The organism is Halotolerantifilum yawarlongkerapense (assembly GCF_054506745.1).
This window is the reverse complement of the sequence record NZ_CP199719.1, coordinates 1,988,110-2,008,771: the sequence shown is the minus strand read 5'-3', so window position 1 is coordinate 2,008,771 and position 20,662 is coordinate 1,988,110. Positions and strand designations below refer to the sequence as shown.

Sequence of the window (20,662 nt, the reverse complement as noted above, 5' to 3'; positions counted from 1 at the left end):
CTCGAAATCAGTCTTCAAAGGCGATCACGGCCGAGCGGCCGATCTTCACCCAATCGTAGAGCCACTTGGCGTGGCTGGTGGCGTTTCGGACGCATTTATGACTTCTGGGGTCCGTGCCCAGCGTCGACAGGTTTTCGGCCATCCCGGGATCCACACGATCGACCACCACCGTTTCGGTCACGGCGGGGCGGATCACCCTGCCCACTTCATCCAGCACGGCCGGCGTGAGCACACGGGTTTCCTTGATCAGTTGGAAGTTGACCGGGACACCGTGGATGTAGGCCCCTCCGTTGAAACGCGTTGCGTAGGGGGCGTAACCTGCGATCTCCTCTGTGATGTCGTCTAGGTACAGGAACTTCGATCTCGTCTGGATCACCTTATAGTGTCCAGGTACGGTGGGTTCTTTATGCTCTGTATCCGCACCGGTGGTGGCATAGGTCACGGAGAGCAGTTGCCAGTGGCCATGATCATAGCCGAGCACCGATTGGTTCTGGTTCGAGATGTCCACGAGCACCACCTGATCCAGGTCTTTTAGGGGGTGCTCACGATTGATATAGCGCGTGGGGACGAAATACCTACGCTTATCATCGTAGGAGATCACCTCCACGTACGCCCCGTGGTCTTCGATCACAGCGACCAGGCGACCATCCTCTAGATAGCGCATCTCGCTACCCGAATCCGGCGCACTGTAGGCAGGGGCGGACTGACTTCTCAGAATACCACGATCATCCACATTGCTCCCTCGGTTCGAAGGGGGGTAGCCCTTACTGTTTTTGTAGTTATCGACCGCGCCCATCTCGTGATCTCGGACGAAGCGGCGGAGCAGCTCAGCGTCTTCAACCATCCGGTCGAAGCGAAAGCTTCGTTTCTCCACCAAGGCCGCGAAAAGGTACCCCTCGGTCCCTTCGTGCGTCACGCGGTACCAAAGATCCGATTGCCCATCACGTGCCTTTTGACCGTGCACCATGTCGTAGACCAGGACCTTCTGGTAGGCCCAAACCCGTCCTGTAATGGGATACTGGGTTCCGGGACCAGAGCGTATGTTCACGGCCTGACGCGCCAGGGCGTAGTGCTGGTGCATAGGATAAGCATCGTAAAGCAGATTCATCTTGAGTTCCCGGGGTACCTGCATCGGATAAGTGGCCACCAGACGGTAACCGTCCCTATTGGTCGGGTGCTCGGTGCCCGTTCGATAGGTTACAGGAGAAAGCGCCCTTACCCATTCGATCTGATGGAGGATCGCTTCACCCGTGATGAGATCGAGGCCGTGGGTGGGGACGCTTCCGATCAGCCATGGAAACAGTAAGACAATCGTGAGAAGCGTCTTGCGGATCATAAGATCCCCCTCTTTTTGTCTGTTTATTTAGAAGCGATAACGACCGGCGATAAAGTAGTCCGAAGGAATATCCAGCCCTTTGGCCTCCACTGCCTCGAGGTCCCACTGTCCGGGTAAACCCTGGTCGTGCATGGACACTTCAAAGTACAACATGGCGATACCCGCTTCGATTTGAGCCATCTCATCACCCAAGCGATCATCTCTCTCCATGATCAGGAGAATGTCCATCCCGTCGATCAGGAAGCGCCAGGGCTGGCGATTACCCCAGCTCGGGGCCAAGCGCATATAGTAGAAGACTTCCTGCAGACCGCGCTTCTCCAGCTCGTCTCGAGTGGTTTTTTCCCCGAACTGATTCAAAAATACAATGTCCTCGATGCTCTTTCGCCCGGATATGGGTTCTTTCACGTACTCCATATCGATATTGGGATAGCCAATCTCCGTGATCGTGGTCAGGCTTCCTCCCTCGGGCTTGGTCTCCGTGACTTTACCGCGTCTCGGTTTATAAGATGCATAACCGAAAGCAATGAGGCCGATGGCCCGCTGTTTCGTATCGAGCTCCAGGGCCGCCTTGATTTTTTCCTCGTTGAAGTTCATATCGATCCAGCAGCTCCCCAGCTCCAGGGTGCTCAGGTTGAGGGCAAACCACTCCCCGGCATAACCACCGATCAACGGGGCCTCCTCCGTATCCGTCGCGAGTACCACGGCATAGTGAGGTGCCCGGATCATCAACCCGTTGTAGCCAGCGATACCATCGAGTCTCCGGTATACGTCTTCTCCCTCGTAAAACAAAACGAGCTCTGCTTCCGTCTCATCGGAAATATCCGGAACACGATCGAGAAGCATCTCGACCTTTCCCAGCGTTTCCTTGTCCACATCCTTGTTTTTATACTCTCTGACGGAGCGTTTTTTCTCCATGACTTTCATTAATTTCATGATATCCTCCCCTTCGCGTAAACTGATTACATTATAGCATACCTGCTATCCGATTCTGTTGACGAGTTTACCCAACTTTTCTCCGCTGCAAACCACCTCATCACCCGTATGCAGGTATTTCGGAGGGTCAAATCCCATCCCTACACCCTTGGGTGTACCCGTCAGGATGATGTCTCCCGGAATGAGCGTGAGGTTCTTAGACAGATCCTCGATTATCGTAGGGATATCAAAGATCAACTGGCCGAGGTGACCCTTCTGTCTGGGCTCCCCGTTCACGTGGCTCTCGATAATGATGGTCGGTGGTAGGTCGAAGGTATCCGATGTGACCACAAAGGGACCCATGCTCAACAGGCCATCCAGGGATTTTCCCTTGAACCACTGCGTGTGTTTCACCTGCAGGGTCCGGGCAGAAAAATCATTGGCCAGGGTGTAACCGAACACGTGATCAAAGGCTTTCTCTGCCGGGATATTCTTCCCGCCCTTGCCGATCACGAGGGCTACTTCCACCTCGTAATCCAGGCAGAGGTCATCGAGGTCCTCTAAGACCAGCGGTTCGTCGGGGCCCAGCACCGGGTAGGCCATCTTTGTAAAGTAAATCGGCGCCTCGGGAACTCCCTCCAGGTTCGTCGTCTTTCCCGATAGCTCCATGGCATGATCAAAATAGTTTTTCCCTAGACAGATGGGGTTGCGTCGTGGATAGGGGATCGGCGCCAGTGTCTTCACCTCTTCGAGTCCCACTAACTCCGCATCCTCCCAAGGGAGTTCAGATGTTTTTTCGATGATGTCCAGGAATGTAAAGGGTGCTGGCAGGAGATGTACCTCTTCTCCCACCACGCGACCACAGCGACTTTGTCCTTGATAATGATATGTACCGTAGATCATAGGTCCCAATCTCCTTCCAATAGGGTTTCACATACGACGGTCCCACCCACGAGCGGATGATCCGTCTGGTCCATGCGGACGCGGATCGTAGAGGGCGCGTCCATCCCGTCTCCCTGTAGCATATGCTGTTCCCCCGACCCCTGGCCCCAGTGCTCCAACAGCGCACCGAGGGCACCGTTGGACGTCCCGGTGGCCGATTCTTCATCGATGCCATAGAGCGGTGCGAAATTGCGCACCGTCGCCCCTGTATCGGTCACGGTGTACAGATGGACACCCACTGCCTGGTACTTCTCGCTGATCCTGCATATCGCCTGAAGATCGGGGCTTGCACGCCAAAGATCTGCTTCGGTTTTCACCGCCACGAAGAGATCCTTGAGCCCAGTGCTCGCATAGAGCGGTGGATGTTCCGGATCATAGGCGGATAAGGGGAGATCAAAAAGCGGTGCAAGCTCCCCGACGGTCAACACCTCGCAGCGCTGGAGTTGGGGCTGGCGCATGAAGTAAGCCTCTCCCTCCTTGGTCACCACGATACGTCCTGCCTTGGTCTGAACGGCAGGGGGAAATGGACCCGATTCATCGAGCCACTTGAGGGCGGCGACCAGAGCGTGGCCGCACAGATCCACTTCCTCCGTTGGGGTGAAGAAACGCAAGCGGGGTTCCTCTTCTCTTCCAATGAAGACTGTTTCGGAAAAACCCAGCTCGGCTGCGAGCCCACGCATCTTGTCTTCGGTCAGATGACATCCCACCACGCCAGCCAGGTTACCCCCTACCTTTCCTCGGGTGAAGGAACGGTAGACCCATGCCTTCATGATAGACTCCGGTTCATGCAACACTTCTTGAATTTTTTACCACTACCACAGGGACAGGGATCGTTCGGTCCCACGTCGGTTCCCGCCTCCTTCTCCACGCCGGCCAGCCAGCGCTTGCGCTCTCGGCCACGGTCCAATTGCTTCTCGATGAGTTCACTTCTCAAGCTCTCATCATCTCCCGTGAGACTGAGATAAGGGATCACCAGTGGTACCACGCCCGCTGGTACTTCCCCCTGCCACTTGGTCATCAATCGCCCGAAAGCCCCCCCGTGGAAGTTGCGGAGTAGTTCGAGTAGAACGGCCTCTTTCTTTTCCCCCTCCAGACGGTGCTTGGCACTCTGGTAAACCGCTCCCTCCAGATCGCGGTAATCTGCCGCCAGCATCATGCGGAAGAAGAGCCCATCACCGCTGGCGGCGGGCATGGTGGCCTTAAGATAGGCCTTGATCCGATCGTCGTGATATACGCCCAGAAGAGTCGCGTAAAAAGAGGGTTCCCGATCGAAAGCATCAAACAAAAAGGGCAGGTGATCCGACAAGCCGAACCGCGGGGCCATCTCGCAAAACACCTCGTGGATCGGCAAGAGAGTATCGGCGTCCATCATCTCCTGAAGTTGTCGCGACAGCCAGGGCGTCACTTCCGCCTTCTTGATCTCGAGCAGGCTCATGATCTCGTGAAAATGACGTTTGTGCTTCTCCCGTTCTTCTGGATCTGCAGCCAACTTGACAAAAGCCGTCAGGATCGGTTCCAGCGGTGAGGCTTCGACTTCTCTCCGTCTTTTGAGCAGTGCCACCAGTTCGGGATCCAGGCCTTCCTCCTCGGTCAGGCGCGATGCTTCGGAGGATGGGACGAGCGTCAATAGCACCTGGCAGTAAGCATCAAAATGGGTATCCTCTCCATAAAGCACCAACAGGCGCTTCAGCGTGGCATGGTCAAAGGGATAATCCACCAGGTGCATGAGCAGCCGGCCACGAAAATCCGGATCGACCCGCTCGATATACGTGATGAACGCATCGGTAGTCGGCGTATCCAAACGATTGTGCTGGGATAAGTATCTCAGCACCGCCTCGGCCGTCAACGGATCGCGGTCAAAATTTCTATAAAGATTCGATTCTGATATCACATGATCATCTCCCCGTATCCTTGTCAAAGGATCGTCGTCGTTGGATTCTTGTGGTCGTTACCATTATAACAAAACATGCCAGAAAACCCACGCCCTACGACGCACTTCACTCGAGCTTTTTTTGCCGCCTCTGTCGATTCCACCTGTAGGACGTGTACCCCGCAATGATTCTGGGTATGAATGCCACACATATAGCTCCTATTCTCTCGAAAGGAAGTGAATCATGCACACACTAGATGAAAATCGTTTCCTCTTTCATAAACACCTGATGCAGTCACCGCTTCACGAATTTCTCAACTACACCTTGGCACTTGACTCAACGGTCAGGGATATCTACGAACACTTGATTATCCCGGAGCTCTATAGCATCGACAACCTGCCGAAGGACGGACCCGCCATCTGGACGGAGCACAAGATCTCCAACCGCATCCGCTGCCTCATGGAGAACCTGTCGCGGCAACTCTACGAGGAAGCCTACGCCGCGCATGATTTTGACGGTGCCCCCCTCGTGATCATCCTCTGTCCCGAGGGGGAGTTCCACGATCTGGCCGCCAGGATGATGGTGGATATCTTCGTCATGGCTGGCTTTCGCACGGATTTCATCGGCGCGAACACACCCAAGCGCGAGATTCTAAACGCCTTGGCACAAACTCCCTTCGATTACCTAGCACTGAGCGTAACGGAGTATTACAACCTGATCGCCACCAAACACACCATAGAAGAACTCAGGGAGTTGCGCCCCTCCCTCTCGATCATCGCCGGCGGCCAAGCTTTTGAAAAGAATCCTGCATTTCTAGAGGAATTGGCCATCGACCATTATATCGAGGGAATCGAGGGTGTCTTCCGCTTCGCTAAGGAGTTGGGCCTGTGAAACTTTCCTTTGATATCGCCGTCCGATTCCTCGTCTCTAACAAGGGGCAGACCCTTTTGATCCTGGTGGGCATCGCTATCGGTGTCAGCGTACTCATCTTTCTCTCCAGTCTCATCGGGGGGCTGCAGCAAGACCTGATTGACACGGCTATCGGTAGCTCGAGTCAGATCACTCTGGAGCCCACGAACGAAGACAAGACCATCACCACGATCAGAGATCCGGAAAAACTCATTCTCAAGATGCGTGCAGCGAGCGACGATTTTACCGTCATCGCTCCCGTTGTCGACGGAAGTGGTTTCGCTCTGTACAAAACGGAGGATGAATCCGTCCGCTTCAGAGGGCTCAATCTCTCCGATGCCGAGGCCATCTACGGTGTGCGTGAAAGCATCACGGAAGGTCGTAGTTATCTCAACGCTCGCGAGATCATCATCGGCACCCTCGTCGCAGAGAATCTCGGGCTCACGGTGGGCGAGACCCTGACCCTGAAAACACCCGACGATGTGACCTACGACGTCCAGGTCGTGGGACTCTTCGATCTGGAGAACCGAGATCTGAACAGCAGTTGGATCATCGGTAGCGTTTCCGACATGCAGACCCTGCTAGGCCTCGGGCGCGAGGTAACGGGTATCGAGAGCCAGGTCCAGGACGTTTTCGCCGCCGATCTACTCGCTGAGGAACTCCGGTCCGTCCTCTCCGGCGAACCCGTTACCATCATCGACTGGAAAGCGCGAAACGAATCGCTCCTCAGCGGTCTGCAAGGTCAGAGTTCCTCCACCCTGCTCATCCAGGTCTTCGTACTGGTGTCGGTGGTCCTCGGAATCGCCAGCGTCCTGGCCATCACCGTGGTCCAGCGCTCCAGACAGATTGGAATCCTAAAGGCCATGGGCATCTCCAATCGGCAGACCAGCATGATCTTCTTGTTCCAAGGCATGCTCCTCGGTCTTTTCGGCGCCATCGCCGGTGTGGGGCTTGGCCTAGGACTGGCCAGACTCTTCTCCACTTTCGTGGTCCGACCCGACGGCACGCCAGTGGTCAACATCCTGGTGGATTACAACCAGATCTTCCAGCTGACCATCTTCTCGGCCCTGGCCGCCATGGTGGCTGCCATCATCCCGGCGAACAAATCCAAGAAACTAGACCCCATCGAGGTGATCAAGAATGGCTGATCCCATCTTAAAACTATCGCAAATCGAAAAGGTCTACGGAACCCGCGTGAAGACCCAGGTGCTTTTCGGTATTGATCTGGATTTCAACCCCGGCACCTTCAACACCATCATCGGCCAATCCGGCAGCGGCAAGAGTACCCTGATGAACATCATGGGGACCCTGCTCTCGCCCACCTCCGGCGAAGTGCTGATCGACGGCGATCCCACGACGGGACTCTCCGCCAAGGAGCTGAACGCCGTGCGAAATGAACTCATCGGCTTCGTCTTCCAGAGTCACCTGCTCATCCCCGAGTTCACGGCTCTCGAAAACGTGCTCATGCCCTACCGAATCAGCCATCCCCACGTGTCCAAGAAGGCGCGGGGGGATGCCATGGATCTCCTCGAGCTCGTGGGCATTGAGAACCTGGCGAGCAACAAGGCCCTCGATATGTCCGGTGGTCAGCAACAGCGCGTGGCCATCGCCCGGGCTCTGATGAACCGCCCGAAGATCCTCCTGGCGGACGAGCCCACGGGCAATCTTGACTCCGATACCACAGAATCGGTCTATGAGCTCTTTCTCGATATCAACAAACGCTTTGACACCACCTTTATTATCATCACACACGATCGAAAGATCGCCGAGAAGGCCGGGCGGCTCATCGAGCTGCAAGATGGCAAGGTTCTCAGCGATTACCGCAACACTTGATATACGAAAGGAGTTTGGTCCATGAAAATCACGTTTCTAGGCGCCACGGGAGAAGTCACCGGTTCCTTGTTTCTGATCGAACAGCGCGATACGAAGGCCCTCATCGACTGTGGCCAGTACCAGGGGAGCGAGGCACTTGAAAAACAGAATGCCGACCCCTTCCCCTTTGATCCGAACGAACTTAGTTGCGTCTTCCTCACCCACGCTCACATCGATCACTCGGGACGGCTCCCCCTCCTTGTCAAAAGGGGCTTCAGCGGAAAAATCTTTGCCACGCGAGCCACGAAGGCACTCTTGGACATTCTGCTCATCGACGCCGCGCACATCCAAAAAGAAGAAGCCAAAACGGAGAACAAACGTCGGGAACGGGCCGGTCTTCCTCTCGTCGAGCCGCTCTATGATGAGGAGGATGCCTTGAACGCTCTCTCGCTGATCTATCCGGTGGATTACGACCACCCCTTTACTGAAGGGCCCTTCTCCGGCCACTTTGTCGATAGCGGACACCTGCTCGGTGCTTCTTCGCTGATTCTAGAGACGGGCGGAAAGCGCCTCGTGGTATCCGGCGACCTCGGCAGCGGATACAATCCCCTGCAACGGGATCCGACGCTCATCGACACTGCTGACGCGGTCCTGCTCGAGACCACCTATGGCAATCGTGACCACGAGGGTGTCAACCGCAGGGCAGAGTCGCTCATGGAGGCCATCCAGGAGACGCTGGAGGGTGGCGGCACCGCTATCATCCCTTCTTTTGCCGTGGGTCGCACCCAAGAGATACTGTACACCCTAAAGACCGCCGGACTAGAAGCGCCCATCTATGTGGATTCACCCATGGCCACCAGCGCCACCGACGTGTACCGCAAGCACAGGAACGTGCTCTCGGAAGAGATCCAGTCCTATTTCGATACCGATGGTGATCCCTTTGATGGACCGAACATCCACTTCGTCCGGGACATCGCCGATTCCATTGCGCTCAATAGGGACCGCACGCCCAAGGTCATTTTATCGGCCAGCGGGATGTGCGACGCCGGACGGGTGAAGCATCACCTCAAACACGGGCTTTGGCGGAGGGAGAACCGGGTAATCTTTATCGGTTACCAAGCAGAGGGTACCCTCGGTAGAGCGCTGATCGAGGGGGAACGGACCGTCGAGATCTTCGGGGATTCCATTGCAGTGAGAGCGCGTATCCAGGTGATCCATGGTTTCAGCGGTCACGCCGACCGCGATGCGCTCTCCCGTTGGTTCGCCGCGATCAAGGGCGTCGAGCGCGTTTTCCTCGTCCACGGCGAGGAGGATGCCCGGGCCCATTTCGCAGCTCGCCTGATCGGCGAGACCCGGGCAGAAATCCTACGACCGGAAGTCGGAGAAAGCTACGAAGCATTCTAGTGCAAAAAAAATCCGCACCTCCCGCTTTTCATTGAGCGGAGGTGCGGATTTTCTCATGGGCCCTACAGGACTTTCGACAGGAACTCTTGGGTTCGACTTTCCACGGGGTTCGTGAAGAAGGCCTCCGGCGCCGCTTGTTCCACGACCCTGCCCTCATCCATGAAGAGAACCCGGTCGGCCACCTCCCTGGCGAAGTTCATCTCGTGGGTCACCACCACCATGGTCATGCCCTCGCGGGCCAGGTCCTTGATGATCACGAGCACCTCTTTGACCATTTCGGGGTCAAGAGCAGACGTGGGTTCGTCGAAGAGCATGACCTTGGGATTCATGGCCAGTGCCCTTGCGATGGCCACACGCTGCTTCTGACCACCGGAAAGCTTGGCGGGATATACATCCCGCTTGTCGGACAGACCCACTTTCCGAAGCAAGTCGAGAGCCTTCTCTTCGGCTTCCTCTGGGGACAATAGTCCCAGCTTCACCGGGGCCAGGGTGATATTCTGTAGCGTGGTCTTGTGCGGGAAGAGATTGAAATGCTGGAAGACCATCCCCATCTTCTGGCGATAGCGGTTGATCTCCTGCGGCTTTTCCACGATGTTCTCACCCTCGAAAACGATCTCTCCCGCGCAAGGGGTCTCGAGCAGATTGATGCACCTCAGCAGTGTGCTCTTTCCCGATCCCGAGGGACCGATGATCACCACCACTTCTCCCTGGTCCACGTGCTCATCCACATCTTTAAGCACCTTGAGATCTCCGAAGCTCTTGTGCAGTCCTTGGATTTTAATCACTGACACGCAACCTCCTCTCGAAGATCCCCATCACGTTGGAGAGTCCAAAGGTCATAGCGAAATAGATGGCGGCCACCACGATCAGTGGTCCGAAGGGATTGAAAGTGATTCCCCGGATGGTATCGGCATTGTACATCAGATCGTGGAGACCGATTACCGATACGATCGCCGACTCCTTGATCAAAATAATGAACTCGTTGCCCATGGCGGGTAGGATATTCTTGAAGGCCTGGGGCATGATAATTTCTTTAAAAGCCAACCGATGGCTCATCCCCAGGGAGCGGGCCGCCTCCAGCTGCCCTTTGTCCACGGCGTTGATGCCGCCCCGGATGATCTCGGCGATATATGCCGAACTGTTGATGCTCATGGCGATCACCCCGGCGGCCAACATCGGCATGTCCTTGAGTCCATAATAAACCAGGTAGAGTTGCACGAGCAGGGGGGTGCCCCGGATGAACTCGATATAAGCCGTCGCGAATCCCCTGAGCACCTTTTGATGCGATAATTTCATCAGGGCCAAGATCGTCCCACCCACGAGCCCGAGTCCCACGGTCATGGCCGTGAGCAAGAGGGTATACCCCGCTCCCCTGACAAAATACATATAATACTTCGGTAAAAAGCTAAAATCCATATCGTGCTCCTTTACTCACCTGATCAGCAAAATCTACTCTTGGTCTTTGTTGGCCAGGAGAATATTCTCCGTGATAATCTCATCGATCTCGCCACTCGACATCAGGGCCTCGAGAGATGCATTCACAGCATCAACGAGTTCTGGCTGTTCCTTTTGGAAAGCCAGGGCCACACCACCCTCTGAGCCGAGGTCAATCCCGTTCACAGCGATGTCATCATTTGCCTTTGCATAGGACGTGGCAACCGTATCCGCCAGGATGATCCCGTCGATTTTGCCCGATTGTAGCTCGAGGATCAGATCCGGAATCTTAGCGATGGCCTTGATCGTCGATTCTCCGAAGTGCTCGGCAGCGATCTGCTCCTGGATGGAAGCCTTCTGGACCCCTACCCTCAATCCAACAAAGTCTTCGGTCGTCGTCAGGGTGTCCACATCATCAGCTGCCACCAACATCGTTTGACCGGAATCGTAGTAGATAACAGAGAAGTCGACGCTCTGCTTACGCTCGTCCGTTGGCGTCATGCCCGCCGCGATGAAGTCGATTTTGCCACCGATCAGCGCGGGCAGTAAGCCCTCGAACTTCATGTCCATGATCTCCAGTTCAACGCCAAGATCATCGGCTATCTTCTTTGCGATATCGATATCGAAGCCCACGATCGTATCCTTACCATCGACCTCCATGTGCCACTCATAGGGAGGATATCCAGCCGATGTCCCCACCACGATTACCCCGGCTTCCTGAATCTCTTCTAGCTTCGTCAGCGCCACTTCGTCCGCAGCTCCCTGTCCACAGGCCGTTGTTGTCACCAGCATTGTCACGAGCAACAGAACAATCCACATTTTCTTCATAGTACTTCCCTCCGTTTATACATAGTTTTTGTATAATTATGCTTATGGCGTAAAAAAAAAAATCACACCATCCCTCTCTACAGGGACGAAATGATTACATTTCGCGGTACCACCCAGCTTAACCCTCCGGTTCGCCTCTTATCGGCACGATCACGCCTTGTGATGATGCCTTACCGCTCTAACGGTCGGTTTCCGCCCGATCTTACAGCCTATTGGCTTTCTTACCGGGGACTCTGGAAGGTTCTCAACACAAGTTCTTTCGTCCGGGCTCTCACCCTCCCCGGATCGCTGACCCAGAACAAAAGTGTATTATTCTTCCGTCATTGCCATGCATAATTATTAGGTTGAGCTTATAATACTACAAGCACTCTGCCCTGTCAACTCCTCTGCGAAAAAGGAAAACGATTCCCGAAAAAACCTCATCATTAAGTTGCCTATGCAACAAAAAAGTGGTATGATTTTCTATGCCAATGATAGAAAGGATGTTGCATCAGTATGAAGAAATTTCTCGGCCATACCATCGCCATGATCCACAAGCACTCTCACCAGTACCTCAAAGCACTTTTGTGTGATCTTGATATCGGCCTCACGGACTTCAGGGTCCTCATCAGCCTGTACGACCAAGAGGGTGTCAACCAAGACTACATAGCGCGCTATACAGATTTCAACAAGGCTACCATCACCCGCTCCCTTCGCACCTTGGAAGACCGCGCTTGGATCGAGCGCGTCACCGACCCCGAGGACCATCGCGCCTATCTCGTGTACCTCACGGAAGAGGGCAAAAGCCAGCAGGCCTATCTGAAGGCTTCACTCACGGCTTGGCGCGATAAACTGACCGATGGGCTCTCTAAAGATGATCTCGCCATCACGCATAAAACCCTGGATCACATTCTAAACAATATCAAGAAGGGAGATGAGCAGGATGGCAAGTAGCGAACGCTTGGGTTCAGAGCGTATCGGCAGTCTGCTCTTGCGCCTCAGTCTTCCGGCCACCGTGGGCATGGTGGTCAATGCCCTCTACAATTTTTTCGACACACTGTTTCTCGGCATATGGGTAGGAGACAACGCCATCGGCGGTCTGACCATCTCCTTTCCCATCCAGATGCTGGTCATGGCCATCGGCCAGCTCATCGGAGTGGGCGCAGCCAGTGCCATCAGCCGTTACCTGGGGGCAAGGGAAATCGAAAAAGCCGACCAAGTGGCGGGTAACGCCTATACGTTGATGGTGCTTTTCGGCCTCCTCTTCTCGGCCCTGGGTCTCCTCTTCATCGATCCGATCCTTATCCTCTTCGGAGCCACGCCCACCCTGCTTCCCTTCGCACACGAGTACATGTCCGTGATCTTTATCGGGAGTTCCTTCTTTATCTTCGCCATGGGATCGAACAACATGATCCGAGCCGAGGGAAATGCCAAGACCGCCATGATCACCATGCTCATCGGGACGGGTTTGAACCTGGTTCTCGATCCCATTTTCATCAAAGTCCTCGGTTTGGGGATCCGGGGGGCGGCCATCGCCACGGTGATCAGCCAGTTCCTCTCCTTCCTCTTCATCCTGCGCTACTTTCTCACCGGGCGCAGTAGCCTGAAGGTCCAGCGACACCACTTCCGATTGAAGTTAGCGGTGGTCAACGATATCTTCAAGATCGGACTACCCGTCTTCATCCGCCAGGTGGCCAACTCCCTGCTGGCCATCGTGTTGAACAACTCGCTGGGCTTCTACGGTGGTGATCTGGCAATCAATGTCTTCGGGGTGGCCAACCGCCTCCTGATGTTCATCTTTATGCCGCTCTTCGGGGTGGTCCAGGGCTTCCAACCCATCGCCGGTTACAACTACGGGGCGAGGAACTACCCACGGGTACGAGAATCCGTGGCCCTGGCGGTGAAGACCACCGTTGTCCTCTCCACCATGGGCTGGCTGATGGTGCAACTCTTCTCCGAGCCGCTCTTCACACTTTTCACCGATACACCTGAGATGATCGATCTCGGCAAAACCGCGCTGAAGACCATGCTCTTCGCTGTCCCTGTGGTCGGCATCCAGATCATCAGCGCCACCCTCTTCCAGAGCCTCGGAAAGGCGATTCCCTCCTTCGTCCTCTCGCTCCTCAGGCAGATGATCATCCTCATCCCGCTGGTCCTGATCTTACCGCGCATCGGAAACCTGGGTGTGATGGGCATATTCCTCGCCTATCCGATCTCCGACTTCCTGTCCACGGCCATCAGTGCCATCATCCTGCGTCACGAGATGAAAAAACTGAAAATCGAACTCGCATGAGTCGAGAAAAAGGCACTGGTTTCCGTTCGAAGCGGAAAAAACCAGTGCCTTTTTCTGATAAGTAAGTCATTATCTATGCATCGCCTCTACTATGGAACCCGCTCGACAATTCCCTCTGCAAGTAGCTCACGGCCGCGACTAGCCCCTAGAGCGAGACGTCTGGGCAGGAGGCCATCGAGATGTTGGACCTCGATGCACCTTCTGAGGACCAAAAATCTTCACGTCGTATCGCCCTAGTTGACCTTTTTCATCTTGACTGCACCCATGGGGCACACGGCGACACACTTGCCGCATCCCGTGCATTGATCGTGATCGATCTCGGGCGTGTCCTTTCGAAAGAAACCACCGGTTTGTGTCACGGCATTCACCGGACAGACGCGTTTCACAGGGCAAAAGGGCGACCGGTCGCACTGCGTCGCTTGGATTACTGCTTTCTTCATTTCACTCACCTCCACCCCCCTCGGCGGGGGATACCCCATTCTAACCGAAAGGGACGGTACTTGTCAAGGTGGGGTGCGGACGGCACAAGAAAACCGGGGTAGCTAGGCCTACACCCGGTTCTGGGAAAAATAAAGCACCCGATCTGAACGTTAGTGACGCAAGGTGGCTACGAGGCCCGGGTGATTGCGCTTGAGCAACTTGAGCAGGTGGTGGATGTTGCCGAAAACCACATCAGCCGCCATCAGTGCATCTTTGGCGATCCCCTCCTGTCCCATGATCCCCACGCCGATTGCCGCGGCCGAGAGCATGTCCACATCGTTCTTACCGTTACCCACAGCCATCACGGCCTCAGCACCTAGTTTGCGCACGTAATCGGCCTTGGCTTCAGTGACCACAGCCTCCTCAATGACGACCACATTGATTCCCGTTCCTTCGAAGTTCTTTATCACGCTACCGAAAGTATCGGCCGTCACGATGTGGATCTCCAAATCATCGGATAAATCGCGCAGCGCCGGTAGCAGCACATCCAGTAGCTGCCCCTCGTGAGCCAACGTCCCATTGTAATCCAGGACCAAATGATCGATTTCATAGGCTTTACCGCCCGGGATATTGATCTGCAAACTCATCACTCCTTCAGTTTCTTCTTCTTTCACTTTCTCCATCATACCACGTAGAAGGCGCACGACCAAATTGTCCTGCGTGCACCGCAGGCGAAAGGGTATCATGGTAACAAAGGTAGGTGAATGTGATGGCAACTGTTCTAGTCGTATTATCAGGAAAAGCCCATTGGTCAGCAGATGTTACAGATGCTCCCAAGGGCGGACACAATCTCTTGGAGCTAGCAATTCCGGTCCTCGCCCTAGAATCCTCCGGTACCCGCCTGCTCTTCGCATCACCCGGCGGCTACACCCCTTCCCTTGTGAAGCCCTCACCGGGTTTACTCCCCGAGGAACAAGTGGAGGCGCTCCAGGGAGAATTACTGGCCCTCGAGGGCTTCGAGCTTCCCTTGGATCTCGAGACCTTCTCCGAGGAAATCTTCTCCACCTGTGACGGTCTCTTCTTCCCCGGCGGTGAGGCTGCCCTGCAGCTGCAGCACGAGAACAGTGTCGCGCGGGCACTGCTCCACATGCACCGCCATCAGAAGCCCACGGCTGCCATCGGTATGGGGGTCGCGGCCCTGCTCGCTCCCGATGATCCCTGGCCCTATCATCAGTACGCGATGACCTGTTTTCCTGGCGAGCACGAACAGGGCTACCCACCTCGATTGGCCCAGGCCCTTCTCGAGCGAGAGGCCGTGGTCTCCTTCTCACCACCACATCTCCAGCCTGCGTGGCTGGTAAAAGACCGGGAGCTGATCACCGGTCAAGACCCCTTCGCGGCGAACCACTTCGCAGATGTTTTCTCCATGGCCATCGCCACCTACATCGATTCTCTCCAACAAGGATAAAGGGACCCCCTCGAGGGTCCCTCTTCTTATGTGCCCAGTGTTTCCCGCACGTGTTTCAGCTCCTCGATAATCGCGATATTCTGCGGACACTTTGGTTCGCAAGCGCCACAGGCCTGACACTGATTTGCGCGCAGGGCCACATCAAGAGCGCCGTATGCTTCCCTCTCTTGCTCCAGGGTATCGAAGATCGATGCACGGTTGTAGCGTTTGAAATTCTCCGGGATGTCGACACCGTAGGGGCAGGGTAGGCAGTACTTACAGTCTGTACAGGGCACTTTCACCCGTGCATCCAAGGCCGCTTTGGCAGCCTCGACCCGCTGGCGTTCGTCCTCTGTCAGGTTCCCCGGCACATTTGACGCGGCGATCGCCAGGTTCTGTGCCACTTGCTCCTCATCGCTCATGCCGCTGAGCACCACTTTTACCTCCGAAAACTGCCCGACCCACCGAAGCGCCCACTCCACGGCGTCGTGGGTCTTGTCACCACCGTTTAAAATCTCCAGAATGTCCTCCGGCGGATTGGCGAGAAGCCCACCCTTGAGCGGCTCCATCACGATCACGGGAACGCCCCGCTCCCCGGCGAGACGCAAACCCGACAAGGTGGCCTGCTCATCCTGATCCATATAGTTGAACTGGATCATGCACACTTCCCAGGGATAGGAGGTCAGGATCTTCTCGAAGGTCTCGGCATCGTCGTGGAAGGAAAACCCGATGTGCTTGATCTTGCCGCTTTCCTTCGCCCTTTCGACGAAGGACTGAAAATCATGGGCGTTGATCCGATCCCAGCGAGATTTTCCCAGCGCGTGCATATGGTAGATATCAATCGAATCCGTCTGCAGGCGTTCGAGTTGCTCGTCTAGATAGCGATCGAAATCCTCCGGTGACTCGATGAGCCAAACGGGACACTTCGTCACCAGCGTCACACGCTCTCGGTAGCCATCGGTAAGGGCTTTTCCCACCAGCGCCTCCGACATCCCCTCGTGATAGGGATAGGCCGTGTCGATGTAGTTTACACCCCCATCGATTGCCTGGCGGATCAACCCGATAGCGCGTTCCTCATCGATCCGACCATTGTCCCCCTCGAGCACGGGAAACCTCATGGCCCCCATCCCCAGGATGGATACTTCTCGTCCTGTTTCACCCAATCGTCTGTATCGCATGGTTCTTCTCCTCCCTATTCTTACCTGCTTCCGCGCAACATGCCGAGACTCAGATCCGCCTCTGTGATAATCCAATCCCCGTTGATCGTCCGGCGGAGTTTTTCTAGCAAAGCCGCGTAATACCGCCCTTCGGTTTCCGCCTCCTCCAGGGTCATCTCCCGGCGCAGCAGGAGCTGCACATGGGTGCAGTACGTCGTCTGCGACGTGCAGGGCATGAGGTGTATCTCCAGGTGTGCACCGTCCTCGGGCCGCTGGAACACCAGCTTCTTCTCTCGCTCATGGCTCTCCAAGCGGTGTACCACCCCTCTATCGTGGGCACAAAAGGTCAATTCATCTCCAGTCAGCAGGGCCTCTTCCACCTCTTGTCCCCAGGTGGAGAGAAGCTCTGGGCGGTAAAAATAACGATCCGTACGATTGAGATCCGCATACAAACGTACCTCGATCCTCTGGAACTGCTTCATCTACAAACCCATCCTTTCTTTAAATGCATCGGTCAGATAGGGCATCAGGTCTTCATAGGCCACCGTGAAGGTCGGATTCCCAAAGGCATAGGGGGCCACATCATAGGTCTGGTAGATCACTTTCAACCCGTATTCCGTCAGGGAGATCACCTCATTGCCCGTGAAAACATCGGATTCGATTTCATAGTAATCCTCAGGTCGGTTGGCGATTTCCGCTATGATCTGATCGTTGATCAAGAGTGTGTACCCGCTGTTGCGTTTGAAAATGTCGTGGATGTCAATACTTCCCCCCGTTTGACGATCCAAGATCCGAACGGTAACGGCTCGATTCGGATGGTTCGCCTGGCGATAGTAACTGTAGTCCATCGTTTCTACCGTCACCAAGGTATCTCCCACAAAATCCACCTTGACTTCGGACCAAAGGATTTCGTAGGTGTCTCGTTCAGCCCCAAACCGCTGGTAGGTTTCATCGACCCCCTCTAGAATCAGATCGTTGAGCGGTTGAACCGGTTCCCAAAGGGTATCAAAAAAAAGCGGATATCTGATTTCCACGGACCGATCGTACAGGACGGATTCCACGGACCAGAGGTTCTGGCCTCTCACGTATTCGAGCCGACCGATTCCCGGTGGCGTGTTCAGCCGATGATGCCCCTTGGAGACGCTGAACCGGTGGATCACTTGGAAGGTGTCCCCATAACCGTCGGTCACCGAGAGCAGCAGACGTTGATCATCGAGCCACGATCGCTCGACCAGATTCGGTTCCATGTGCCGGTCCAAGTAATCCATGGGCATGCGGAGCCCCTCGGGTGTCTCCTGGACATCGTAAAAGGTCAAGAGGCGGGAGACTACCGCCTCGCTCATCTCCTCGAGCAACCACTCCGACAATTCCCCTCGCGTTCGAAAACCGGGGATCGTGACATAGGGGATACCGTCTTCCCTCGTGGGTGTCGCTTCAAAAAAAGAAACGAAATGATTGTACCGTTCGTAGGCACGCTCCACGGTTTCTACAGCCGCCTCGCGTTCCACAGCTTCTGTATCCCCCGTACGATCGTTGATCGTGACTTCCGCGGGCTCTTGGACGGCTTCTTGTGAGCACCCCACCAGAAAGAGGACCACCACGAACAGCGTCATTATCTGTCGTATCAAATCTTTCACCATTCCCATCTCTTAGCATGTTTGGTTCTCTACCATTATACAACAAATGGCCCTTCACTTCGAAGGAAAGGAGGTCGCACCGTGAAAGATAAGCTGATCATGATCTCAAAATTCCTTTCGATGCTGTTCATCATCTTCGGTTTCATCCTTTTGGTTCCCGCAGGTGTCGCTCTCTTTTCCAACGCGGAAAAAGAAATAGCCCACGTCTTCTATTACCCTGCCTTGGGCTCAGTTTCCCTCGGCGGTTTCCTTTTTCTCCTTTTGCGCAACCGGGATACATCGCTCAATCTTGCCAATAGTATGGTCCTGAGTGTATTCAGCTGGGTTTTCCTGTCCTTGGTCGGGAGCCTCCCCTTTCTCCTGGCCTTCGAAATCAGTTTTCTAGATGCTTTTACCGAAGCAGTCTCAGGTCTCACCACCACCGGCGTCACGACTTTCGAACAACCTGAGCATCTCCCCTATGCCTTTATCCTGTGGCGCTCGCTTATGCAGTGGGTGGGTGGACTCGGCATCCTGTCCTTCTTCCTCTTCATCACATCGAACAACGAGATCGACATGTGGCATCTCTTCTCGGCCGAAGGACACAAAATCGCTTCGGCCCGACCGGTTCCCAACGTCTTTCGAACCATCACGATCCTGTGGATGATCTACGGAGGTTTGTCCACCCTCCTGCTGGCGATCCTGCTTCTCTTGGGCTTGCCCTTGAACGAGGCGCTGATCTATACGCTCACCACGGTTTCCACGGGCGGTTTTTCCGGTCACCGCGCATCGGCAGCCTTTTTCGATGTCGCCGGCTTCCAGCACGCCGCCCTGATCGAGTATACCCTGATCCTCTTCATGTTCTTCGGGGGGTTGAACTTTCTCATCCACTACCGTCTGCTCAAAGGGGATTATCGCAGCCTTTGGCGGCAGATCGAAGCCCGTAGTTACATACGTACCATCGTCGGAGCCACCCTCTTGATTCTGGTGTCAATCGCATTGACCGGCAGTCTCTTCCAGGGAGACCTCCACGTCACCTTTCGACGCACACTTTTTCAAGTGGTCTCATTGATCACTTCCACGGGATTCACCGTGGAGGGCTTCAATGAAAACCTATTTCCCGCCACTGCCCACCTCCTGTTTCTGATCTTGATGTTCGTCGGTGGATCGGTAGGATCGACCTCCGGTGGTGTGAAAATCATGCGCTTGGTCCTGCTCGAGAAACTATTCAAACGGGAGATCAAAAAAATCACACTACCGAGCCGAGCCGTTTCACCCATCGTTGTCGACGGGTCTATCGTCACCGACACAGAGCTCACCAAGGTGGCCGCTCTGATCGGGGGCTGGCTTCTCTTTATCGCCGGCGGCTCCTTGCTGCTAACCCTCTTCTCAAGCACCCCACCCTTCGAAGCCCTCACCAGCATGACCTCGGCCATGGGAAATATGGGACCGATGATTCCATCGGGTCATGCCTTCACAGGCCTGTCGATCGGATCAAAGTGGGTTTATATCGTCGCCATGCTAGCGGGACGGCTGGAACTACTACCCATCGCTGTTCTCTTCACCCGTCGTGCCTGGAACTAATCAGATCATCAGGAGGAGATGCACATGTACATCATTATCGCCGGCGGTGGCATCGTCGGCTCCACCATCGCCAAAGCACTCGCCAAGCAACACGACGTTGTCATCATCGATAAGGATCTCGGCCGCTGTGAGGAGCTCACCGCCAAACTTGGGGTCGTCGCGATCCACGGAGACGCAACAAACATCGCGACCCTGAGAGAGGCGGGCATCGAGCGAGCACACTATGGCTTGGCCGTCATGCGCTACGACAACCAGAACCTACTCTTCAGCCTGCTAGCAAAACAATTTCAGGTGGAAGAGATCTACGTCCGCATGCGGGATCCCGATTACCGGGATGCCTACTACATGGCCGGTGCCACCAACATCGGACACAGTGTGCAGATGATCGCCAATAAATTCATCCTAGACATCGAACAACCGGAGATCCGCAGCGTGGCAAGCCTGCGCAACGGAAAGGCCGAAGTCGCCATCATCACCTTCCCAAAGCACGCGGCCAACGCCGACAAGACGATCTCCGAGATCGCCAGACAAAAAGGCTTTCCCGAGGATGTGGTCATCGCAGGTGTCTTCGATCAGGAGTCCGACCGCCTGATCATCCCTCGGGGTGACACCGTGCTCCACCCGGGCAACCAGGTCTTCCTGGTGGGTACCAGCGATTCCATTCGTAAGGCTTTCAAGTTCCTGGCCAAAAAATAATGCATCCCGTCATATTCTCTCC

The 20,662-nt window shown here is 55.2% G+C and carries 22 protein-coding genes; 9 read left to right on the top strand and 13 right to left on the bottom strand.

The window, feature by feature from the left end:
* Window positions 1-7 precede the first annotated feature (7 nt).
* The 5 genes from ACULM0_RS09845 to ACULM0_RS09825 are packed head-to-tail and all read right to left on the bottom strand — an operon-like array spanning window position 8 to window position 5,081.
* Window positions 8-1,336 carry a L,D-transpeptidase family protein gene (locus ACULM0_RS09845; protein ID WP_463677378.1) on the bottom strand — a complete coding sequence of 443 codons (1,329 nt, stop codon included), beginning with the start codon at window positions 1,334-1,336 and terminating at the stop codon, window positions 8-10.
* Between the two features lie 27 nt (window positions 1,337-1,363).
* The gene (locus ACULM0_RS09840; RefSeq protein WP_463677377.1) at window positions 1,364-2,269 is read right to left on the bottom strand and encodes a nitroreductase family protein; all 906 of its coding nucleotides are present in this window, start codon (window positions 2,267-2,269) and stop codon (window positions 1,364-1,366) included.
* 45 nt (window positions 2,270-2,314) lie between these two features.
* Complete coding sequence (locus ACULM0_RS09835; RefSeq protein ID WP_463677376.1) at window positions 2,315-3,151, bottom strand: fumarylacetoacetate hydrolase family protein; 837 nt, start codon at window positions 3,149-3,151, stop codon at window positions 2,315-2,317.
* Complete coding sequence (locus ACULM0_RS09830; RefSeq protein WP_463677375.1) at window positions 3,148-3,960, bottom strand: PhzF family phenazine biosynthesis protein; 813 nt, start codon at window positions 3,958-3,960, stop codon at window positions 3,148-3,150. The genes ACULM0_RS09835 and ACULM0_RS09830 overlap by 4 nt, the downstream gene beginning before the upstream one ends.
* Window positions 3,957-5,081: a YecA family protein gene (locus ACULM0_RS09825; protein WP_463677374.1), complete on the bottom strand. Its 1,125-nt coding sequence runs from the start codon at window positions 5,079-5,081 to the stop codon at window positions 3,957-3,959. Before ACULM0_RS09825 ends, ACULM0_RS09830 begins: the two co-directional genes overlap by 4 nt.
* A gap of 223 nt (window positions 5,082-5,304) precedes the next feature.
* Between ACULM0_RS09825 and ACULM0_RS09820 the strand changes: the two genes are divergently transcribed.
* From ACULM0_RS09820 to ACULM0_RS09805, 4 genes are read left to right on the top strand one after another with little or no spacing between them, the layout of a single operon-like run.
* Window positions 5,305-5,952 carry a cobalamin B12-binding domain-containing protein gene (locus tag ACULM0_RS09820; RefSeq protein ID WP_463677373.1) on the top strand — a complete coding sequence of 216 codons (648 nt, stop codon included), beginning with the start codon at window positions 5,305-5,307 and terminating at the stop codon, window positions 5,950-5,952.
* Window positions 5,949-7,118, top strand: coding sequence for an ABC transporter permease (locus tag ACULM0_RS09815; protein WP_463677372.1), 1,170 nt, complete (start codon window positions 5,949-5,951; stop codon window positions 7,116-7,118). The genes ACULM0_RS09820 and ACULM0_RS09815 overlap by 4 nt, the downstream gene beginning before the upstream one ends.
* A complete protein-coding gene (locus tag ACULM0_RS09810; RefSeq protein ID WP_463677371.1) occupies window positions 7,111-7,803 on the top strand; it encodes an ABC transporter ATP-binding protein in 693 nt (230 codons plus the stop codon). The genes ACULM0_RS09815 and ACULM0_RS09810 overlap by 8 nt, the downstream gene beginning before the upstream one ends.
* 21 nt (window positions 7,804-7,824) lie before the next feature.
* A complete protein-coding gene (locus ACULM0_RS09805; RefSeq protein WP_463677370.1) occupies window positions 7,825-9,186 on the top strand; it encodes an MBL fold metallo-hydrolase RNA specificity domain-containing protein in 1,362 nt (453 codons plus the stop codon).
* Window positions 9,187-9,248: 62 nt separating this feature from the next.
* Here ACULM0_RS09805 and ACULM0_RS09800 read toward each other — a convergent pair whose 3' ends face one another.
* Genes ACULM0_RS09800 through ACULM0_RS09790 form a run of 3 tightly spaced genes read right to left on the bottom strand, consistent with a single transcriptional unit; the run spans window position 9,249 to window position 11,448 of the window.
* A complete protein-coding gene (locus tag ACULM0_RS09800; protein ID WP_463677369.1) occupies window positions 9,249-9,971 on the bottom strand; it encodes an amino acid ABC transporter ATP-binding protein in 723 nt (240 codons plus the stop codon).
* Window positions 9,964-10,602 (bottom strand): amino acid ABC transporter permease, encoded by a 639-nt coding sequence (locus tag ACULM0_RS09795; RefSeq protein WP_463677368.1) that lies wholly within the window; start codon window positions 10,600-10,602, stop codon window positions 9,964-9,966. The genes ACULM0_RS09800 and ACULM0_RS09795 overlap by 8 nt, the downstream gene beginning before the upstream one ends.
* A 33-nt stretch (window positions 10,603-10,635) precedes the next feature.
* Window positions 10,636-11,448 carry a transporter substrate-binding domain-containing protein gene (locus tag ACULM0_RS09790; protein ID WP_463677367.1) on the bottom strand — a complete coding sequence of 271 codons (813 nt, stop codon included), beginning with the start codon at window positions 11,446-11,448 and terminating at the stop codon, window positions 10,636-10,638.
* Window positions 11,449-11,943: 495 nt separating this feature from the next.
* Here ACULM0_RS09790 and ACULM0_RS09785 point away from each other — a divergent pair, with 495 nt between their 5' ends.
* A complete protein-coding gene (locus tag ACULM0_RS09785; protein ID WP_463677366.1) occupies window positions 11,944-12,381 on the top strand; it encodes a MarR family winged helix-turn-helix transcriptional regulator in 438 nt (145 codons plus the stop codon).
* Window positions 12,371-13,720 carry an MATE family efflux transporter gene (locus ACULM0_RS09780; protein WP_463677365.1) on the top strand — a complete coding sequence of 450 codons (1,350 nt, stop codon included), beginning with the start codon at window positions 12,371-12,373 and terminating at the stop codon, window positions 13,718-13,720. Before ACULM0_RS09785 ends, ACULM0_RS09780 begins: the two co-directional genes overlap by 11 nt.
* Before the next feature lie 233 nt (window positions 13,721-13,953).
* Here ACULM0_RS09780 and ACULM0_RS09775 read toward each other — a convergent pair whose 3' ends face one another.
* A complete protein-coding gene (locus ACULM0_RS09775) occupies window positions 13,954-14,160 on the bottom strand; it encodes a 4Fe-4S dicluster domain-containing protein (RefSeq protein ID WP_463677364.1) in 207 nt (68 codons plus the stop codon).
* A gap of 150 nt (window positions 14,161-14,310) precedes the next feature.
* The gene (locus tag ACULM0_RS09770; RefSeq protein ID WP_463677363.1) at window positions 14,311-14,781 is read right to left on the bottom strand and encodes an HAD family hydrolase; all 471 of its coding nucleotides are present in this window, start codon (window positions 14,779-14,781) and stop codon (window positions 14,311-14,313) included.
* A 128-nt stretch (window positions 14,782-14,909) separates the two neighbouring features.
* Between ACULM0_RS09770 and ACULM0_RS09765 the strand changes: the two genes are divergently transcribed.
* Window positions 14,910-15,608, top strand: a complete 699-nt coding sequence (locus ACULM0_RS09765; protein WP_463677362.1) for a DJ-1/PfpI family protein — start codon at window positions 14,910-14,912, stop codon at window positions 15,606-15,608.
* Between the two features lie 26 nt (window positions 15,609-15,634).
* Here ACULM0_RS09765 and ACULM0_RS09760 read toward each other — a convergent pair whose 3' ends face one another.
* The 3 genes from ACULM0_RS09760 to ACULM0_RS09750 are packed head-to-tail and all read right to left on the bottom strand — an operon-like array spanning window position 15,635 to window position 18,372.
* The gene (locus ACULM0_RS09760) at window positions 15,635-16,765 is read right to left on the bottom strand and encodes an aldo/keto reductase (RefSeq protein ID WP_463677361.1); all 1,131 of its coding nucleotides are present in this window, start codon (window positions 16,763-16,765) and stop codon (window positions 15,635-15,637) included.
* Window positions 16,766-16,785: 20 nt separating this feature from the next.
* Complete coding sequence (locus ACULM0_RS09755) at window positions 16,786-17,226, bottom strand: hypothetical protein (protein ID WP_463677360.1); 441 nt, start codon at window positions 17,224-17,226, stop codon at window positions 16,786-16,788.
* The gene (locus ACULM0_RS09750) at window positions 17,227-18,372 is read right to left on the bottom strand and encodes an RsiV family protein (RefSeq protein ID WP_463677359.1); all 1,146 of its coding nucleotides are present in this window, start codon (window positions 18,370-18,372) and stop codon (window positions 17,227-17,229) included. It lies immediately after the preceding gene.
* Between the two features lie 90 nt (window positions 18,373-18,462).
* On the opposite strand from ACULM0_RS09750, the gene ACULM0_RS09745 reads away from it, so the two are divergent.
* Window positions 18,463-19,944: a TrkH family potassium uptake protein gene (locus ACULM0_RS09745; RefSeq protein ID WP_463677358.1), complete on the top strand. Its 1,482-nt coding sequence runs from the start codon at window positions 18,463-18,465 to the stop codon at window positions 19,942-19,944.
* A 24-nt stretch (window positions 19,945-19,968) separates the two neighbouring features.
* On the top strand, window positions 19,969-20,640 hold the full coding sequence (locus ACULM0_RS09740) for a potassium channel family protein (RefSeq protein ID WP_463677357.1): 672 nt from the start codon (window positions 19,969-19,971) through the stop codon (window positions 20,638-20,640).
* Window positions 20,641-20,662: the final 22 nt, after the last annotated feature.

Bases quoted from the DNA above. Each gene is read 5' to 3' on its own strand.
- ACULM0_RS09845 (WP_463677378.1), bottom strand. From the start codon at position 1,336: ATGATCCGCAAGACGCTTCTCACGATTGTCTTACTGTTTCCATGGCTG.
- ACULM0_RS09840 (WP_463677377.1), bottom strand. From the start codon at position 2,269: ATGAAATTAATGAAAGTCATGGAGAAAAAACGCTCCGTCAGAGAGTAT.
- ACULM0_RS09835 (WP_463677376.1), bottom strand. From the start codon at position 3,151: ATGATCTACGGTACATATCATTATCAAGGACAAAGTCGCTGTGGTCGC.
- ACULM0_RS09830 (WP_463677375.1), bottom strand. From the start codon at position 3,960: ATGAAGGCATGGGTCTACCGTTCCTTCACCCGAGGAAAGGTAGGGGGT.
- ACULM0_RS09820 (WP_463677373.1), top strand. From the start codon at position 5,305: ATGCACACACTAGATGAAAATCGTTTCCTCTTTCATAAACACCTGATG.
- ACULM0_RS09810 (WP_463677371.1), top strand. From the start codon at position 7,111: ATGGCTGATCCCATCTTAAAACTATCGCAAATCGAAAAGGTCTACGGA.
- ACULM0_RS09805 (WP_463677370.1), top strand. From the start codon at position 7,825: ATGAAAATCACGTTTCTAGGCGCCACGGGAGAAGTCACCGGTTCCTTG.
- ACULM0_RS09795 (WP_463677368.1), bottom strand. From the start codon at position 10,602: ATGGATTTTAGCTTTTTACCGAAGTATTATATGTATTTTGTCAGGGGA.
- ACULM0_RS09790 (WP_463677367.1), bottom strand. From the start codon at position 11,448: ATGAAGAAAATGTGGATTGTTCTGTTGCTCGTGACAATGCTGGTGACA.
- ACULM0_RS09785 (WP_463677366.1), top strand. From the start codon at position 11,944: ATGAAGAAATTTCTCGGCCATACCATCGCCATGATCCACAAGCACTCT.
- ACULM0_RS09780 (WP_463677365.1), top strand. From the start codon at position 12,371: ATGGCAAGTAGCGAACGCTTGGGTTCAGAGCGTATCGGCAGTCTGCTC.
- ACULM0_RS09775 (WP_463677364.1), bottom strand. From the start codon at position 14,160: ATGAAGAAAGCAGTAATCCAAGCGACGCAGTGCGACCGGTCGCCCTTT.
- ACULM0_RS09765 (WP_463677362.1), top strand. From the start codon at position 14,910: ATGGCAACTGTTCTAGTCGTATTATCAGGAAAAGCCCATTGGTCAGCA.
- ACULM0_RS09760 (WP_463677361.1), bottom strand. From the start codon at position 16,765: ATGCGATACAGACGATTGGGTGAAACAGGACGAGAAGTATCCATCCTG.
- ACULM0_RS09755 (WP_463677360.1), bottom strand. From the start codon at position 17,226: ATGAAGCAGTTCCAGAGGATCGAGGTACGTTTGTATGCGGATCTCAAT.
- ACULM0_RS09740 (WP_463677357.1), top strand. From the start codon at position 19,969: ATGTACATCATTATCGCCGGCGGTGGCATCGTCGGCTCCACCATCGCC.